This window comes from Sphingomonas sp. LC-1, from assembly GCF_025371035.1.
Lineage (GTDB): Bacteria > Pseudomonadota > Alphaproteobacteria > Sphingomonadales > Sphingomonadaceae > Sphingomonas > Sphingomonas sanguinis_E.
This window is the reverse complement of the sequence record NZ_JANZXB010000003.1, coordinates 391,047-406,106: the sequence shown is the minus strand read 5'-3', so window position 1 is coordinate 406,106 and position 15,060 is coordinate 391,047. Positions and strand designations below refer to the sequence as shown.

Sequence of the window (15,060 nt, the reverse complement as noted above, 5' to 3'; positions counted from 1 at the left end):
CGCACTCATGACCCGGTTCACCCGGTTGCTTCGCCCGGTCCTCGGGCTCTGGCTGATCCTCTGCGCCGTCCCCGTGATGGCGCAGAGCTTTCCCAAGTTCGACGGCCTGGTCGTCGATGCGGCGAACAAGATCGACCCCGCCACCAAGGCGCAGCTCGAACAGAAGCTGGAAGCGCTGCAAAAGGATACCGGCCGCCAGCTGGTGGTCGCAACCATCCCCGATCTTCAGGGTTATCCGATCGAGGATTATGGCTATCGGCTGGGTCGGGCCTGGGGTGTCGGCCTGAAGGATGCGGATAATGGCGCGATCCTGTTCGTCGCGCCCAATGAGGGCAAGGGCCAGCGCGGCCCCCGGCTGGAGGTCGGACGCGGGCTGGAGCCGATCCTGACCGACGCCTGGTCGTCCCAGATGATCCGCACCCTGATGATCCCGCGCCTGCGTGAGTCGAGCGATATATCGGGCGCGCTGAATGCCGGCGCGGACGCGGTGATCGCGCAGCTCCGCGCCTCGCCCGAGGAAGCCCAGGCCAAGGTGGCCGAGGCGGCGAAGCAATTTGACCGGCAACACCGGCGCGGCGGCGGCGATTCCAACGGTTTTCTGATCCTGATCGTCCTGGTCATCTTCATCGGCGGCTTCGTCCTGCTGTCCATCCTGCGCCGCAAGCAGGGCCAGCGTTTCCACGATGACGACGATGACGATCGCGGCGGTGGCGGGCGACGCGGTGGAGGCGGCTGGCCGATCATTCTCTGGGGGCCCGGCTGGGGCAGCGGTGGCGGATCGGGCGGCGGCTGGAGTTCGGGTGGATCGTCGGGCGGCGGCAGCGACGGATCGTGGTTCGGCGGTGGCTTTACCGGCGGCGGCGGCGGGGATTTCGGCGGCGGCGGCGCTTCGGGGGATTGGTGAGATGTTGAGCGAAGCCGATAGCGATCTGGTCACCGCCGCCGTGGCGCGCGCCGAGGCCGCGACCGATGCCGAGATCGTGACCATTGTCGCCCCCCGATCGGACGACTATCGCGACGTGGCGCTGTGGTTCGCTGCCGCCGCGATGCTGCTGGTGCCGCTGTTCGCCGCGCTGTTTCCGGGCCTGGGCCTGAAGCTGCTCGCGCTGGTGCATGACGGATGGAGCGAAGCGGGCGAGGATCTGGTCCTGGGCGTGCTGATGATCGCGCAGATCGTGATTTTCGCGGTCGTCGTCGCGGCGCTGGGGCCGGTGAAGCGCCGGATCGCGCTGGTCCCCAAAAGCGTCCGCCATGCCCGCGTCCGCGCGCGCGCCGTCCTGCTCTTCCGCGTCTCGGCCGAGCGGCGGACCGACAGCCGCTACGGCGTGCTGCTCTATCTTTCCGAGGACGAGCATATGGCGGAGATCGTCGCCGACTCCGGCCTGACCGGCAAGGTCGGACCGGAAACCTGGGGCCGCGCCATGGCGGTGATGCTGCCCCATGTCGCGAAGGGCCGCGTCGGTGAGGGGTTGAACGCGGCGGTCGAGCGGATCGGGCTTGTGCTCGCCGAGCATTTCCCCAAGACGGCGGCCGATACCAACGAATTGCCGGACAGACCCATTTCGCTATGACCGATCCCCGTATGGACGCCCCCCTCGAAACCATGGCCGAGGGACGGTTCCTGGCGCTGCGCAAGCGCGGCACATGGGAATATGCCGACCGCCCCCGCGACATCCGCGCCGCCGTCATCCTCGCGATCGACGGCGACCATATCCTGCTGGTCGAACAATTCCGCGTCCCCCTGGGCGCGCCGTGCCTGGAAATGCCCGCCGGGCTGATCGGTGACGAGACCGCGGGCGAGGCCGTACTGGACGGCGCGGCGCGCGAGTTAGAAGAGGAAACTGGCTATCGCCCTTCGCGGATCGAGCCGCTGGGCGAATTCTGCTCCTCGCCCGGCATGACGTCGGAACGCTTCACCCTAGTCCGCGCGACCGGCTTGGTGAGGGTCGGCGAGGGCGGCGGCGATTCGGATGAGCAGATTAGCGTGCACCGGGTGAAGCTGTCGGAGGTTCAGGCCTTCATGGCCGAACGACGTGCGGCGGGCGTGGTGATGGATGCCAAGCTGCTCTTGCTGCTGGGGGGCGGCATCCTGGGCTTTTGATTTCACGCGAAGCCGCGAAGGCGCGAAGAGAAGAAGGTTGGTTCGCGCGGAGACGCGGAGACGCGGGGATGTCGTATTCGCGACAGCGAAATATCTCTTCAACCAGCTGTTTGTGGTGCGCATCCGATGCCGCCGGACACGTCACCTCCGCGCTCTCTGCGCCTCTGCGCGAACCCATTCCGACAATCTTCGCGTCATCGCGGCTTCGCGAAAACTCATCGCGACACGCCGCAACGGACGGGAAGGCGCCAGGAAACTTTGTTCGCGCAGAGGCGCGGAGGGCGCAGAGAGGGATTGCTCGCGGAGGCGACACGCCGCTCCAATGGATCGGTTGTGATGCGATCCCGATGCCGCCGGGCGCGACACCTCCGCGTCTCCGCGCGAGCCAACCTTCTCAAGCGCTACGCGCGAAAGAAAAGCGCCCCGGCCTTGACCGGAGCGCTCGAACCTCAACGAAAATTGTCGGCGTAGCTTTGCAGCTTGAGCGTCTTTTGCGGCGTCGGCACGACATGATGGTCGAGCCCCTCGCGCTGGCAATAGGCGATCGCCTCTTCCAGCGTCGCGAAGGTCAGGCGAACCTGCTCCCGCGTATCGCCGCTGCCGGCCCAGCCGGTCAGGGGATCGGGCTTTTTCGCCTCGGTGGATTCGAATTCGAGTTGCCAGCGATCGGTCCGGTACTTGCCGGATTGCATCGCGTTCTTGGGGCGCTGGAAGATGCGAGCAGTGGCCATAATCCACGTCCCTTATCGCGAACCGGCGGCTCTTGCATCCGCCTTTTTCGTGCGCAGCGTCGCGGAGGCCGCGGCGGGGTCGTCGGGCCAGGGATGGCGGGGGTAGCGGCCGCGCATTTCCTTGGCCACCGCGCTCCAGCTTCCCGCCCAGAAACCGGGCAGGTCGCGCGTCGTCTGGATCGGGCGACCGGCTGGCGAGGTCAGGCTGAGGACCAGCGGCACCCGCTCGGTGCCGATCACCGGATGCTCGGCCAGGCCGAACAGCGCCTGGACGCGCAGCTCCACCCTGGGGCCACCTTCCGCCGCATAATCAATCACATGGCTGCTGCCCGCCGGGCTGGTGAACTGGGCCGGCGCCATCGAATCGATTCGCCGTTGGTCGTTCCAGTCGATCAGGTTGCGGATCGCCTCGGTCAGCGCGCCGGGGGCGATCGCATCCAGCCGCCTCTTGCCCGCCACCAGCGCGGGCAGCCAGTCGTCCAGCCGCGCGATCAGGGTCGCATCGTCCAGCGCCACCCCGGCATAGGTCGCCCGCGCGCGATAGGCCCCCGCCCCGTCGCTCCATGGCAACAGCGACAGGCCATGCGTCCGCACCCCCTCGACCAGCGCCTCCGCGATCGCCTCGGGGGAAGCGCCCGAATCGGGTCCGCTCGACAGGCGCAGCCCGCCCAGCCGCCGTTCGCGCAACGCCTCGACGCCGCCGGTCACGGGGTTGAAGGTGACGGTGCGCCGCGTCTCGATCCGATCGGCGAACAGCGCCTCGACGGTGGCGAGGTCGAGCGGCGCGGCGGACAGGATGCGCGCGCCCGAGGCCGCGCCTTGAGTCTCGCCGACCGCCAGCCATTCCGAACTCGCCAGCCCCGAGGCGGGGTCGAGCCGGAAGCCCCTGCCCCCGACGCTCGCCCAATTTTCGCCGGTCGCGTCGCGCCGCCGCGCGACCCGGTCGGGATAGGCCAGCGCCAGGCAGACGCCCGCCGGATGGTCCCACGCCTCGCGCTCGACCGGCCTGGGGGCCAGGCTGGTCCAGCGTTTCGCCATCTGGCGCGCCGCCTCCGCCTTGGGACCGCGCTCGGTCCGCCAGCGTCGCAGGCGTTGTTCGACATCGACATCCTGCCCCCCGATGCCACGCTCGCCCAGCAGCACCGCGACCTCGGCGGCGGTGGCGGCCAGGCCCCGCTCCCCGCTACGAATCAGCATATGCGCCAGACGCGGCGGCATCGGCAGTTTCGCGATCGCCTTGCCGTGCGCGGTCGGGCGGCCGGTGTCGTCCAGCGCCTCCAGCACGGTCAGCCGCGCACGCGCCTCGGCGACGGCCGCCTCGGGCGGCGGGTCGAGCCAGGGGAGTGCGCGTGGATCACCCACCCCCCAGAGCGCGGTGCCGAGCAGCAGCGCCGACAGGTCCGCCTCCAATATTTCGGGCGGATCGAAGCGCGGCAGCCCCGCCGTGGCGGCCTCCTCCCACAGGCGATAGGCGACGCCGGGCGACTGGCGCGCGGCGCGGCCCGCACGCTGGGTGACGGCGGCCTGGCTGGCGCGCTCGGTGACCAGCCGGGTCATCCCCGCCGCGCGGTCGTAGCGCGGGCGGCGCGCCAGCCCCGAATCGACCACGATCCGCACCCCGTCGAGCGTCAGGCTGGTCTCCGCGATCGAGGTGGCGAGGACGATGCGCCGCCGCCCCTCTGGATCGCGCCGGATCGCCGCGCGCTGCGCCGCCGGGTCCAGCGAGCCGTGGAGTTCATGGACCGCGATTCCGGCGGGCAGGCTCGCCAGCCGCTCGGCGGTGCGCGCGATCTCGGCGGTGCCGGGCAGGAAGGCCAGGATGTCGCCCTCCGCCTCATCGGCCAGCGCGCGGCGGATGGCGGCGGCGACCGAATCCTCGATCCGCGCCTCCGCCGCCCGGCCGAGATGGCGAAGCGTCAGCGGATGGCTTCGTCCTTCACTCTCGATGACGGGCGCGTCGCCCATCAGGCTGGAGAAGCGGCGACCGTCGAGCGTCGCGGACATCGCGACCAGCCGCAGGTCGGGACGCAGGCCCGCTTGCGCATCCAGCGCCAGCGCGAGGCCGAAATCGCCGTCGAGGCTGCGTTCGTGCACCTCGTCGAACAGCACCGCCGAGACGCCCGCCAACTCGGGATCGGCCTGAATGCGCGCGACGAAGATGCCCTCGGTCACCACGGTCACGCGGGTCGCGGCGCTGACCCTAGTATCCATGCGGGTGGCATAGCCGAAGGTGCGGCCGACCGGCTCCCCGGCCAGCGCGGCCATGCGTTCGGCGGCGGCGCGGGCGGCAAGGCGGCGGGGGGAAAGGAGCAGGACCTCCCCGGTGCACCAGGGCTGGTCGAGGAGAGCGGGCGCGACGGCGGTGGTCTTGCCCGCGCCCGGCGGCGCGACGAGGACGGCGTTGGGAGCGGCCGCGAGCGCGGTCAGCAGGTCGGGCAGGACGGCGGTGACGGGTAAGGTCATCGGCTTGCGATAGGGGGTTTGCCGGGCGGGGTGAAGGACCTCGCCCCAATTCCCCACCCCCGTTCAGGCTGAGCGAAGTCGAAGCCCATGCCTGGGCATTTGCCCAGTGGACAGGCTTTCCCTTGGCCTTCGACCACGCTCAGGCTGAACGGGGGGATGCCTTATCCGCAAAGCCGTTCCCGGCGAAGGCCGGGGCCCAGGCTCCACCAAGCCAGAGGCGCGCCACGCAACGCGGGGGAGGCAAACCGCCTCGCGCCTTCGATAATCCACCGCAACTGGGCCCCGGCCTTCGCCGGGGAACGACCTCAATACGCCCGCGCGACCGCGAACTCGACCGCTTCGATCATCGCCGCCTTGGCGGGGCTATCGGCAAAGCCCTTGATCGCCTCGATCGCCAGCCCGCCATAATGGCGCGCGCGCGCCATCGTGTCGTCGACCGCACGGCTCTTGCGGACCAGCGCGATGGCATGGGCGAAGTCCTCGTCTGAGGTGCGCCGTCCCTCGACCGCGTCCTTCCAGAACTGGCGTTCCTCGTCATTCGCGCGCGCATAGGCCAGGATCACCGGCAGGGTCATCTTGCCCTCGCGGAAATCATCGCCCGCATCCTTGCCCATGGTTCCGGCGTCGGAGACATAATCGATCGCATCGTCGATCAGCTGGAACGCGATGCCCAGGTTGCGGCCATAGGCCTCCAGCGCCAGCTCCTCCGCCTCAGGCCGCTCGGCGACGACCGCCGCGATGCGGCAGGCGGCGGCGAACAGCGCGGCGGTCTTGGCGTCGATGATCGAGAGGTAACGCTCTTCGGGCAGGCCCACCTGCCGCACCGCGGTCAGCTGGTTCACCTCGCCCTCGGCGATCACCGCCGAGGCGCCCGACAGGATGTTCAGCACCTTCAGGCTGCCCGCATCGACCATCAACTGGAAGGAGCGGCTGAACAGGAAGTCGCCGACCAGCACGCTCGCCGGATTGCCCCAGATGATGTTGGCCGTCCGCCGCCCGCGCCGCAGGTCGGAGCCGTCCACCACGTCGTCGTGCAGCAGCGTCGCGGTGTGGATGAACTCCACCGCCGCGGCCAGCACATGGTGGCTGCTCCCCTGATACCCCAGCAGCTGCGCGCTCGCGAGCGTCAGCATCGGGCGCATCCGCTTGCCGCCGCCCGAGATCAGGTGGCCGGCCAGTTGCGGGATCAGCGGAATCTCCGACCGCATCCGGTCGATGATGACCTGGTTCACGGCGTTCATGTCGTCCGCCACCAGCCGGATCATCGGGTCCAGCGAGGGCGCGGGCTTGGCGAGGCGGGTGGCGGTTACGGTCATGGGCAGGTAAGAGCCTCTGGCGACAACGCTTGCCGAACGCAAGCCTAAGCGCGAAAGGGCCAGCGCGAATTCATGTGCCGCGCGCATGCCAGAGGGAGATATGCCAACCATGTCCGACACCGTGCTGACCGGTTATCGCCAGTCGATCGACAATATCGACGCCGCGCTGGTCTTCATGCTGGCCGAGCGGTTCAAGGTTACCCAGGCGGTGGGTCGCTACAAGGCCGAGAACGAACTCCCCCCCGCCGACCCCGGCCGAGAGGACGCCCAGATCGCCCGTCTTCGCCAATTGGCGAGCGATGCGCAGCTCGATCCGGAGTTTTCCGAGAAATTCCTGCGCTTCATCATCGATGAGGTGATCCGCCACCATGAAAAGCTGCGTGGCTGATGGCCTTTCTTCTCGCGATCGAGGGTGCCGACGGCGCTGGGAAAGCCACGGCGACCGCCGCCGTCACCGAGCGGCTGAACGCCGCCGGGCTGTCGGCGGCCGCGCTGTCCTTCCCCCGCTATGCCGAGACGATCGGCGGCTGGGCGCTGGGCGAATATCTGGCGGGGCGCCTGCCCCATGCCGCTGCGCCCGAGACGGCGGCGACCCTCTATGCGCTCGACCGATTCGAATCGCGGCCGCATCTGATCGAACTCGCGGAAGCCCATGACGTCATCGTGTTCGATCGCTATATCGCATCCAACATGGCCTATCAGGCCGCGCAGGTGCCCCCCGAGCGGGCCGAGGCGCTGCTGCAATGGATCGAGCGGTTGGAAACGGTCCAGTTCTGCCTCCCCGCGCCGCATCTGTCGGTCTATCTCGACACCCCGCTGGACGTGGCGCGCGACCTGATCGCCCGCAAGCGCAAGCGGAGCTACACCGACGACACCTATGACGCCTATGAGGCCGATCTGGGGCTTCAGGCGCGGGTGCGGGCCAATTACGTGGCGATGGCGGACGGCGCGATGCTGGGCGAATGGACGACGGTGTCGACCGTGGCGCATGGGACTTTGCGCGATCCGGGGGAGATTGCCGACGAGATTACCGCGCTGGTGACGGGACGGCTGGGGTAAGCTTTTATTTCGCGCGAAGCCGCGAAGGCGCGAGGAGAAAGAGGAGGGTTCGCGCGGAGGCGCAGAGAACGCGGAGATGTCGTACGCTTCGGGTGACGCAGCCCTTCTTCCTCATATGAATATGACCGAAGAAAGGATTGCGCGCGGTCGCACGCGATCGATCTCTGCGTCCTCCGCGCCTCCGCGCGAAATCGGGATCTTTGCGGCTTTGCGCGAACAAAATTTGTGTGGGCTAGCGCCCCTCAATTCGACGCGCGAATCGTCCCTGCCAGCGGTGCGAAGCGGGCGACCTGCTGGCCGACCAACCGCAACTGCCCGTCCACCGAGGCATCGTTGATCCGGCCATCCTCATCGAACCGCGTCTGCTGCGAATTCACCGCCGCCGCGAAGGGCGTCGGCCAGCCGCGCAGCGCATGGACGATCGAGCGCAGCGCCGCGATGGTCGATCCCGTCGCCTGCCAGCCATAGGCGGTGGCGATCAGCCCGACCGGCAAATCCGCGAGATAGGGTCTATCGTCCTTCGCCGTCTCTTCGAGAAGATCGAGCGCGTTCTTCACCAGCCCCGAGATGCTGCCATGATAGCCCGGGCTGGCGATGATGATCGCCGAGGCCTGGCGCACCGTCTCGACAAAGACCTGCTCCGCCGCGGTTCGCTCGGCCGCGCGCGGATTGTAGAGCGGCAGGCGCGCCAGATCCTCGCCGCCGAAGACATGGGTGCGGAACCCCTCGTCGGCGGCGGCCGTCATCGCGATGCGAAGCGCGCGCTCGGTCGAGGAGACGCTGCCGATCGTGCCGCCGATACCGACGACGAGCGGAGAGGAGGAAGGACTGGCCATGTTCGCCTTTCACCCCGGACCGGGCGGCTGGGCAAGGGTTAAGTTTCGACAAGCCCGCCCGACGGCGCGATGATGGGCCCGCATCAGGGGAAAGCGTCGGCGGCGCGTTACGCGATCAGTCCCACCAGAAGAACCACCAGTTCGTCGTCATCAATCCGGCGGCGAGATTGGACAGCGTGCCCGCCCCCTGCTCGATGACGTCGGGGCAATATTCATACATTTCGCGCGCCAGCCGCAGGGCCTCCACCCGATCCCGTGGTCGGGTCCTGACCCGGATGTTCATCGTGTCGCCGTTGATCCCAACCAGTTCGGCACCATAGCGCCGATTCCAGTCGTGCAGCGCCGCGACATGATATTCCGATGGCGGACAGGCATTCCAATTGCCCCAGCGCAGATAGGCGGGCGCTTCCCATGCGTGCGAAGTCGGCAGCATCATGATGTGCACCAGGTCACGAACCTGGCCGGATGCCCCGTCCTCGATCACGAACAATCCCGGCTCTTCGGGACCGTCCCCGACGTTCCTGGGCCATTCGCCGACCGGGGCCCGCAAATCCTCCCCGCCATTCTCAATCGACCAACGGTCGAAATCCGCCGGAAAACGAAGAACGTCGGCCGCCGCGACGATTTGGGCCGGCGTGCGCGGAGGCGGGCGGTTCGCGGGCCCGCCCGACATGGCCGGGTCATCGATCGAGAACTGCTCGGCGATCCGCTCCAGATCCTCGTCCCCGCCGATCACCACCGGCCAGCCTCGTCCGGCGCCTATGAGCCGCTCCCACTCCGCCAGCGCGTTCCGGCCGGGCACGGTGATCCGCTCATAGGTCAGCTCCGCCATCATCCGCTGGTGCATCGCCTCATAGCGGGTGCGCTGTTCGGGCGTGAGGTGGGAAAGATCGTCCGTCATCTGTCCACTCCCCATCGGCCAAGACGCACCGAGCAGCGCGCTCATCGCTAGCCCACCGATCATCCACCGCCGCGTCGGTTCCATGGCGTGCAGCTTGGCATGTCGATGCGCACGCCCGCAATCGATTCCGGCGGCCCCGGCAAAAATCCCGATCGGCATATTCGGGGCTGGCACGCCCGCCCCCAGGGGGTAGAAGATCGATATAAAAGCATAACAAGAGGACCGGACGGGGCATGACGAAACACCTCCCCTGGATTGCGCTGGCGATCGTCGGAGCGGGCGCCTTGGGCGTCGTGGCGACGGTGCGCGGAGAACCGATCAACGCCTTGTGGATCGTGGCCGCCGCCGTCTCGGTCTATCTGATCGCCTATCGTTATTATGCGCTGTTCATCGCGCGGGTGATCGGCATCGACCCCAGCCGCCCCACTCCGGCGATCCGCCGCGCCGACGGCCTGGACTATGTCGCGACCGACCGGACGGTGCTGTTCGGCCATCACTTCGCGGCGATCGCGGGCGCGGGGCCGCTGGTGGGGCCGGTGCTGGCGGCGCAGATGGGCTATCTGCCGGGCACGCTGTGGATTCTCGCGGGCGTCGTGCTGGCGGGGGCAGTGCAGGATTTCTTGGTCCTGTTCCTGTCGATGCGGCGCGACGGGCGGTCGCTTGGCGAGTTGATCCGCATGGAGATGGGGCCGGTCGCGGGTACCATCGCGCTGTTCGGCGCCTTCATGATCATGGTCATCATCCTGGCCGTGCTGGCGCTGATCGTCGTGCGTGCGCTGGCGGAAAGCCCCTGGGGGCTGTTCACCGTGGCGGCGACCGTGCCGCTGGCGATGCTTATGGGCGGCTATACCCGCTGGGTGCGGCCGGGGAAGATCGGCGAGGTGTCGATCATCGGCTTCATCGGCCTGATCCTCGCCATCGTCTATGGCCAGTCGATCGCCGAGTCGGCCGTCCTCGCGCCGCTCTTCACCTTCACGCCGGTCCAGCTCTGCTTCCTGCTGATCGGCTATGGCGCGGTCGCCTCGGTGCTGCCGGTGTGGCTGCTGCTCGCACCGCGCGACTATCTGTCGACCTTCCTCAAGATCGGCGCGATCGTGGCGCTGGCGATCGGCATCGTCATCATGGCGCCGCCGCTGAAGATGCCCGCGCTGACCCAGTTCATCGACGGCAGCGGGCCGGTCTGGGCGGGGCCGCTCTTCCCCTTCCTGTTCATCACCATCGCCTGCGGCGCGGTGTCGGGCTTCCACGCGCTGATCGCCAGCGGCACCACCCCCAAGCTGATCGCCAGCGAGAAGGACGCGCCGTTCATCGGGTACGGCGCGATGCTGATGGAAAGCGCGGTGGCGATCATGGCCTTGGTCGCCGCCTCGATTCTCGATCCGGGCGTCTATTTCGCGATGAACGCGCCTGCCGCCGTGCTGGGCACCGACCCGGCCAGCGCCGCCGCCGCCGTGACCGCGATGGGCTTTCCGATCTCGGCCGACACGCTGACGCAGGTGGCCAAGGATGTGGGCGAGCATACAATCATCTCCCGCGCAGGGGGAGCGCCGACGCTGGCGGTGGCGATGGCGGAGATCTTCAGCCATCTGTTCGGCGGACAGGCGATGAAGGCCTTCTGGTATCACTTCGCCATATTGTTCGAGGCGCTGTTCATCCTGACCGCCGTCGACGCAGGGACCCGCGCCGGGCGATTCATGCTCCAGGACCTGATCGGCCTCGTCGTCCCCAGCTTCCGGGGGTCGAGCAAGGTCGCGCCGGGCCTGATCGCGACGGCTTTGTGCGTCGCGGCCTGGGGCTTCTTCCTCTATCAAGGCGTGACCGATCCGCTGGGTGGGGTGAACACCTTGTGGCCGCTGTTCGGCATCTCCAACCAGATGCTGGCGGCCGTGGCGCTGATGCTGTCCACCGTCGTGCTGTTCCGCATGAAGAAGGACCGCTACGCCTGGATCACCGTGATCCCGACCATCTGGCTGCTCGCCTGCACGCTGACCGCCGGGTGGTTGAAGATCTTCTCCGCCGACCCGCGCGTCGGTTTCCTGGCGCATGCCGACAAGTTCTCCGGTGCGGCGGCGGAAGGCAAGATACTGCCGCCCGCCAAGACCATGGCGGAGATGGGGCGGATCGTCTTCAACGACCGGATCGACGCGGGGCTGTGCGCGATCTTCCTGGGCGTGGTGCTGGCGATCTTGGTCTATGCAGTGCGGACATGCCTGATCGCGCGCCGGATCGACCGGCCGAGCATCAGCGAAATCCCGCCCGAGATGGCGGCGGCCGAATGAGCTGGCTCGCCCGCCTGCGCGAGATCGGCAACGCCATGGTCGGGATGCCCAGCTATGACGCCTATGTGGCGCATATGGCGGCGAAGCATCCCGACCGGGAGCCGATGGACGAGGTGACGTTCTTCCGCGAGCGGCAACAGGCGCGCTATGGCGGCAAGAATGGCGGGCGTTGCTGTTGATCGTTCACGCAAAGCCGCAATGGCGCGAAGAAGAAGGTTGGTTCGCGCGGAGGCGCGGAGACGCGGAGGGGAATAATGCTCCCATCCGTTCAGCCCGAGCGCAGTCGAAGGCCACGGGATGACGTCCGCCACGGATCGGGATCACTAACGCTCTGCGGATCGAAGGCCTTTGGGGTGATGCCTTCCCTTAGCCTTCGACTTCGCTCAGGCTGAACGGAGGGAGGATAAAGGTCCTTTCCCCCTCTGCGTCCTCCGCGCCTCTGCGCGAACAACAAATCTCCGCGCCTCCGCGTCTCCGTGCGAACCAAAACCCTTCGCGTCCTCGCGGCTTCGTGCGAACCATAAACCCCCACCCGCCCCAACCCTTGCCTTTTCCCCGAGCCACAGCTACATCGCACCCCCATCCGAACAGCGCGGACGGACCTTTCGTCGCAGGCCCCTTGGGTCAGCGACGGCGGACCCATGCCTCGCTGACAATATTTCAATGCAGGTGCGGGAACGGCACGAGTGGCGAAGACGACCCCCATCGAATTCTTCAACCAGGTCAAGACCGAGACCAAGAAGGTCGTCTGGCCGACGCGGCGCGAGACGGTGATGACCGGCGTGATGGTGGTCGTGATGACCACGATCCTGGCCATCTTCTTCCTGGCGGTCGACTCGTTCTTCGAGACGCTGGTCCGCACCCTGCTGTCGCTCGCGAAGTAAAAGGGTTCCCATGGCGCGCTGGTACATCATCCACGCTTATTCCGGTTTCGAGGGCAAGGTCCGCGACTCGATCATGGCCGAGGCGACCCGTCTGGGCCTTGACCATCTGGTCGACCAGATCGAGGTGCCGACCGAGACCGTGACCGAGGCCCGTCGCGGCAAGAAGATCGCGGTCGAGCGCAAGTTCATGCCCGGCTACGTGCTGGCCAAGCTGGACATGACCGACCAGGTCTATCACCTCGTCAAGAACACGCCGAAGGTGACCGGCTTCCTGGGCGCGATGGGCAAGCCGCAGGCGATCAGCGAGGGCGAAGCCACGCGGATGCTGAATTCCAAGGAAGAGGCCGCCGCCGCCCCGAAGCACAAGGTCAAGGTCGATTACGAGATCGGCGATGCGGTCAAGGTGCTGGAAGGCCCCTTCGCCAGCTTCAACGGCGTGGTCGAGGAACTGGATTTCGACAAATCCAAGGTCAAGGTGTCGGTGTCGATCTTCGGTCGCGCGACCCCGGTGGAACTGGATTTCGAGCAGGTCGAACGTTCGAAATAAGGTCGGACCATCCGATGAAACAGGGCCGGGGCGGCAACGCCACCGGCCCTTTTTCATATCCGGCCACGTTCCCAACGTCCGTTCAGGCTGAGCGAAGGCGAAGCCCACGCCCCGCCCCCGCCGCGAAGCGAATCCCGTGCACTTCGACTTCGCTCATTGCGAACGGACGTTGGGTAAGAAAAAGTGCGCCCCTTACAATGTCGCGCTGTCCGCCACCTGCCGGAACGCCGCCACGCCGCTGTCGAAATAATGCAATCGCGGCGCCTCGAAGGTGATCAGATACAGCTTGCCACCGATCATCGCCCCGCGTCCTTCACCCTTGCGCGGCAGGTCCTCGTTGGGCCGGGTGAAGCTATAGGTGAAGCGGATGCCGGGCTTGCCGGCAAAGGCCATCGGCTCCATCCCCTCGACGGTGAACAGAGGCGTGTCGAGCGCGATGCGATAGCTGTTCTCGACCAGCGTCGGAATGTCCGTGACCAGCATCGTCGCCTTGACGCGCGGCAGCGGCTTGGTGCGCTTGCTGACCTCGCGGAACAGCGTCTGTTCGGGCTCGATGCCGCCATAGAAGGTCAGGTCGTTCAGCAGGTCGCCATCGAAGGTCCAGCTTTCTGAATTGCGGCCGGGCCGCGCGCCCAGCTTGTTCCACTCGACCGAGGGCGTCACCGTCAGCACCGACTTGGCAACCGCCACCAGCTGCCCCGCCGGGATCAGCCGATTACCGGCAAGCACCGGCGCCGCGACCAGCGCCAGTCCGATCGCCGCGATCCTCAAACCCTTCATTGCACGCCCCCTTCCCCGATCAACATCGCCATCGCCGCGCGGTCGTTCGCCTGCGGTGCGCGTTCCAGATAGGTTTTCAGCGCGGCGCGCCCTGCCGCCTCCTGCTGCCCCCGCAGCAGCGACAGACCCAGGCCACGCCAGGCGACCGGATCGGTACATCCCGCATTGATCGCCTGCTGATAGAATTGCGCCGCACTGACCAGGTCGCGCGGATTGCCCCGCTCGCGATAGAGTTCGCCGCGAGTCAGCAACAGGTCGGGCGTCCATGCGCCCGCCGCCAGTTCGCCGAGCAGGTACTCCGACCCGCCGAAATCGTTAAGCTTGATCTGGTCGGCCAGGAAGGTCGCGCGCCATGGCTTCATCGCGGTCAGGAACGCATCGCGCGCTTCGTCGCCACGATCGGCTTCCATGCCCGCCGCTTCACGTAGATAGATCGCGCGGGAGAGTTCGGTCGGATGGTCGGCGAAGAAACCCGCGGAGTAATGATGGGTGACACGGCGCTTGCGGCCCAGCGCCGTCGCGTCCTCCTCCGCCATCAGCCGCTCCCAGATGTGCGAAGCGGCCAGTGGTCGATACCCCGCCGCCGTCAGATAGCGCAGGCCCATCAGATCGGCCTCGGTCTCCTGCGCGCGGCTATAGGCGAAGTGGAGCCGGATCAGGCTGATGGGCAAGGTGCTGTAAGGCGAAATCACGCCCGTCCAGGCGATGATGTCGCCGATCGTCCGCCCCCGGCGAAACGTCTTCAGCCCATGGCGCATCTCGAAATGCCCGAATTCGTGGCCGAGCACGGCCGCCAGTTCGGCCTCGTCACGAAAGCGGAGCAGCGCGCCGGTCCACACGACCATCATGCCGTTGGGGGCCATGAACGCATTGAAATAGGGCGCGCGCACGACATAGATCCGCACGCCGCGACAGCGATCCTCACCCACCGAGCGGCAAAGAACCTTGCTCACATAGGCATTCAGGCCCTCATCCCGGATCACGGCCGGCGAGTCGCGCAGATCGCGCTCGGCCTCGTCCGCTTGCTGCCACAGCCCGCGCTCGTCGACCGTGGTCGGCGTATAGGCCGCGCCATAGGGCGGCAGCGGCGCCAGCCTGTCCGCGCCGCCCGCCCCCAGGGCCGCGCCCGCAAGCGCGGCGGCGATCATCCATCCGGCCATGCC

16 protein-coding genes are annotated in these 15,060 nt (G+C 67.5%); 9 read left to right on the top strand and 7 right to left on the bottom strand.

From position 1 onward, the window contains the following. Positions 1–7 precede the first annotated feature (7 nt). The 3 genes from NZL82_RS06790 to NZL82_RS06780 are packed head-to-tail and all read left to right on the top strand — an operon-like array spanning position 8 to position 2,101. Positions 8–904: a YgcG family protein gene (locus NZL82_RS06790; RefSeq protein ID WP_261269010.1), complete on the top strand. Its 897-nt coding sequence runs from the start codon at positions 8–10 to the stop codon at positions 902–904. After that, on the top strand, positions 843–1,571 hold the full coding sequence (locus tag NZL82_RS06785; protein ID WP_261269009.1) for a TPM domain-containing protein: 729 nt from the start codon (positions 843–845) through the stop codon (positions 1,569–1,571). Before NZL82_RS06790 ends, NZL82_RS06785 begins: the two co-directional genes overlap by 62 nt. Further along, positions 1,568–2,101, top strand: a complete 534-nt coding sequence (locus NZL82_RS06780) for an NUDIX hydrolase (protein ID WP_405051348.1) — start codon at positions 1,568–1,570, stop codon at positions 2,099–2,101. The genes NZL82_RS06785 and NZL82_RS06780 overlap by 4 nt, the downstream gene beginning before the upstream one ends. A 449-nt stretch (positions 2,102–2,550) precedes the next feature. Here the strand turns inward: NZL82_RS06780 and NZL82_RS06775 are convergent, their stop codons facing one another. The 3 genes from NZL82_RS06775 to NZL82_RS06765 form a co-directional block, all read right to left on the bottom strand. After that, positions 2,551–2,832 carry an ETC complex I subunit gene (locus tag NZL82_RS06775; protein WP_261269007.1) on the bottom strand — a complete coding sequence of 94 codons (282 nt, stop codon included), beginning with the start codon at positions 2,830–2,832 and terminating at the stop codon, positions 2,551–2,553. 12 nt (positions 2,833–2,844) lie between these two features. Continuing rightward, positions 2,845–5,295 (bottom strand): ATP-dependent helicase HrpB, encoded by a 2,451-nt coding sequence (gene hrpB, locus NZL82_RS06770; protein WP_261269006.1) that lies wholly within the window; start codon positions 5,293–5,295, stop codon positions 2,845–2,847. Between the two features lie 305 nt (positions 5,296–5,600). Next, positions 5,601–6,611 (bottom strand): polyprenyl synthetase family protein, encoded by a 1,011-nt coding sequence (locus NZL82_RS06765; protein WP_261269005.1) that lies wholly within the window; start codon positions 6,609–6,611, stop codon positions 5,601–5,603. Positions 6,612–6,720: 109 nt separating this feature from the next. Between NZL82_RS06765 and NZL82_RS06760 the strand changes: the two genes are divergently transcribed. Together NZL82_RS06760 and NZL82_RS06755 are read left to right on the top strand one after the other, a co-directional pair. Continuing rightward, the gene (locus NZL82_RS06760; protein ID WP_261269004.1) at positions 6,721–6,999 is read left to right on the top strand and encodes a chorismate mutase; all 279 of its coding nucleotides are present in this window, start codon (positions 6,721–6,723) and stop codon (positions 6,997–6,999) included. Next, positions 6,999–7,670 (top strand): thymidylate kinase, encoded by a 672-nt coding sequence (locus NZL82_RS06755; RefSeq protein ID WP_261269003.1) that lies wholly within the window; start codon positions 6,999–7,001, stop codon positions 7,668–7,670. The genes NZL82_RS06760 and NZL82_RS06755 overlap by 1 nt, the downstream gene beginning before the upstream one ends. A gap of 242 nt (positions 7,671–7,912) precedes the next feature. Here the strand turns inward: NZL82_RS06755 and NZL82_RS06750 are convergent, their stop codons facing one another. Next, positions 7,913–8,506, bottom strand: coding sequence for an NADPH-dependent FMN reductase (locus NZL82_RS06750; RefSeq protein WP_261269002.1), 594 nt, complete (start codon positions 8,504–8,506; stop codon positions 7,913–7,915). Positions 8,507–8,621: 115 nt separating this feature from the next. Then, complete coding sequence (locus tag NZL82_RS06745; RefSeq protein ID WP_261269001.1) at positions 8,622–9,566, bottom strand: DUF4253 domain-containing protein; 945 nt, start codon at positions 9,564–9,566, stop codon at positions 8,622–8,624. Positions 9,567–9,640: 74 nt separating this feature from the next. On the opposite strand from NZL82_RS06745, the gene NZL82_RS06740 reads away from it, so the two are divergent. The 4 genes from NZL82_RS06740 (at position 9,641) to nusG (ending at position 13,117) form a co-directional block, all read left to right on the top strand. Then, the gene (locus tag NZL82_RS06740; protein ID WP_261269000.1) at positions 9,641–11,686 is read left to right on the top strand and encodes a carbon starvation CstA family protein; all 2,046 of its coding nucleotides are present in this window, start codon (positions 9,641–9,643) and stop codon (positions 11,684–11,686) included. Next, on the top strand, positions 11,683–11,865 hold the full coding sequence (locus NZL82_RS06735; protein ID WP_261268999.1) for a YbdD/YjiX family protein: 183 nt from the start codon (positions 11,683–11,685) through the stop codon (positions 11,863–11,865). Before NZL82_RS06740 ends, NZL82_RS06735 begins: the two co-directional genes overlap by 4 nt. Before the next feature lie 507 nt (positions 11,866–12,372). Beyond that, complete coding sequence (gene secE, locus NZL82_RS06730; protein WP_007407051.1) at positions 12,373–12,570, top strand: preprotein translocase subunit SecE; 198 nt, start codon at positions 12,373–12,375, stop codon at positions 12,568–12,570. A 10-nt stretch (positions 12,571–12,580) separates the two neighbouring features. Further along, complete coding sequence (gene nusG / locus NZL82_RS06725) at positions 12,581–13,117, top strand: transcription termination/antitermination protein NusG (RefSeq protein WP_261268998.1); 537 nt, start codon at positions 12,581–12,583, stop codon at positions 13,115–13,117. Between the two features lie 192 nt (positions 13,118–13,309). Here nusG and NZL82_RS06720 read toward each other — a convergent pair whose 3' ends face one another. Beyond that, positions 13,310–13,897 (bottom strand): hypothetical protein, encoded by a 588-nt coding sequence (locus NZL82_RS06720; protein ID WP_261268997.1) that lies wholly within the window; start codon positions 13,895–13,897, stop codon positions 13,310–13,312. After that, complete coding sequence (locus NZL82_RS06715; RefSeq protein WP_261268996.1) at positions 13,894–15,057, bottom strand: M48 family metallopeptidase; 1,164 nt, start codon at positions 15,055–15,057, stop codon at positions 13,894–13,896. Before NZL82_RS06715 ends, NZL82_RS06720 begins: the two co-directional genes overlap by 4 nt. Positions 15,058–15,060 lie beyond the last annotated feature (3 nt).

Excerpts from the sequence above, each read along its gene's own strand:
- NZL82_RS06715 (WP_261268996.1), bottom strand. The coding sequence starts at position 15,057 with ATGGCCGGATGGATGATCGCCGCCGCGCTTGCGGGCGCGGCCCTGGGG.
- NZL82_RS06765 (WP_261269005.1), bottom strand. The coding sequence starts at position 6,611 with ATGACCGTAACCGCCACCCGCCTCGCCAAGCCCGCGCCCTCGCTGGAC.
- NZL82_RS06740 (WP_261269000.1), top strand. The coding sequence starts at position 9,641 with ATGACGAAACACCTCCCCTGGATTGCGCTGGCGATCGTCGGAGCGGGC.
- NZL82_RS06735 (WP_261268999.1), top strand. The coding sequence starts at position 11,683 with ATGAGCTGGCTCGCCCGCCTGCGCGAGATCGGCAACGCCATGGTCGGG.
- NZL82_RS06755 (WP_261269003.1), top strand. The coding sequence starts at position 6,999 with ATGGCCTTTCTTCTCGCGATCGAGGGTGCCGACGGCGCTGGGAAAGCC.
- NZL82_RS06720 (WP_261268997.1), bottom strand. The coding sequence starts at position 13,897 with ATGAAGGGTTTGAGGATCGCGGCGATCGGACTGGCGCTGGTCGCGGCG.
- hrpB (WP_261269006.1), bottom strand. The coding sequence starts at position 5,295 with ATGACCTTACCCGTCACCGCCGTCCTGCCCGACCTGCTGACCGCGCTC.
- NZL82_RS06745 (WP_261269001.1), bottom strand. The coding sequence starts at position 9,566 with ATGCCGATCGGGATTTTTGCCGGGGCCGCCGGAATCGATTGCGGGCGT.
- nusG (WP_261268998.1), top strand. The coding sequence starts at position 12,581 with ATGGCGCGCTGGTACATCATCCACGCTTATTCCGGTTTCGAGGGCAAG.
- NZL82_RS06775 (WP_261269007.1), bottom strand. The coding sequence starts at position 2,832 with ATGGCCACTGCTCGCATCTTCCAGCGCCCCAAGAACGCGATGCAATCC.
- NZL82_RS06790 (WP_261269010.1), top strand. The coding sequence starts at position 8 with ATGACCCGGTTCACCCGGTTGCTTCGCCCGGTCCTCGGGCTCTGGCTG.
- NZL82_RS06760 (WP_261269004.1), top strand. The coding sequence starts at position 6,721 with ATGTCCGACACCGTGCTGACCGGTTATCGCCAGTCGATCGACAATATC.
- NZL82_RS06750 (WP_261269002.1), bottom strand. The coding sequence starts at position 8,506 with ATGGCCAGTCCTTCCTCCTCTCCGCTCGTCGTCGGTATCGGCGGCACG.
- NZL82_RS06780 (WP_405051348.1), top strand. The coding sequence starts at position 1,568 with ATGACCGATCCCCGTATGGACGCCCCCCTCGAAACCATGGCCGAGGGA.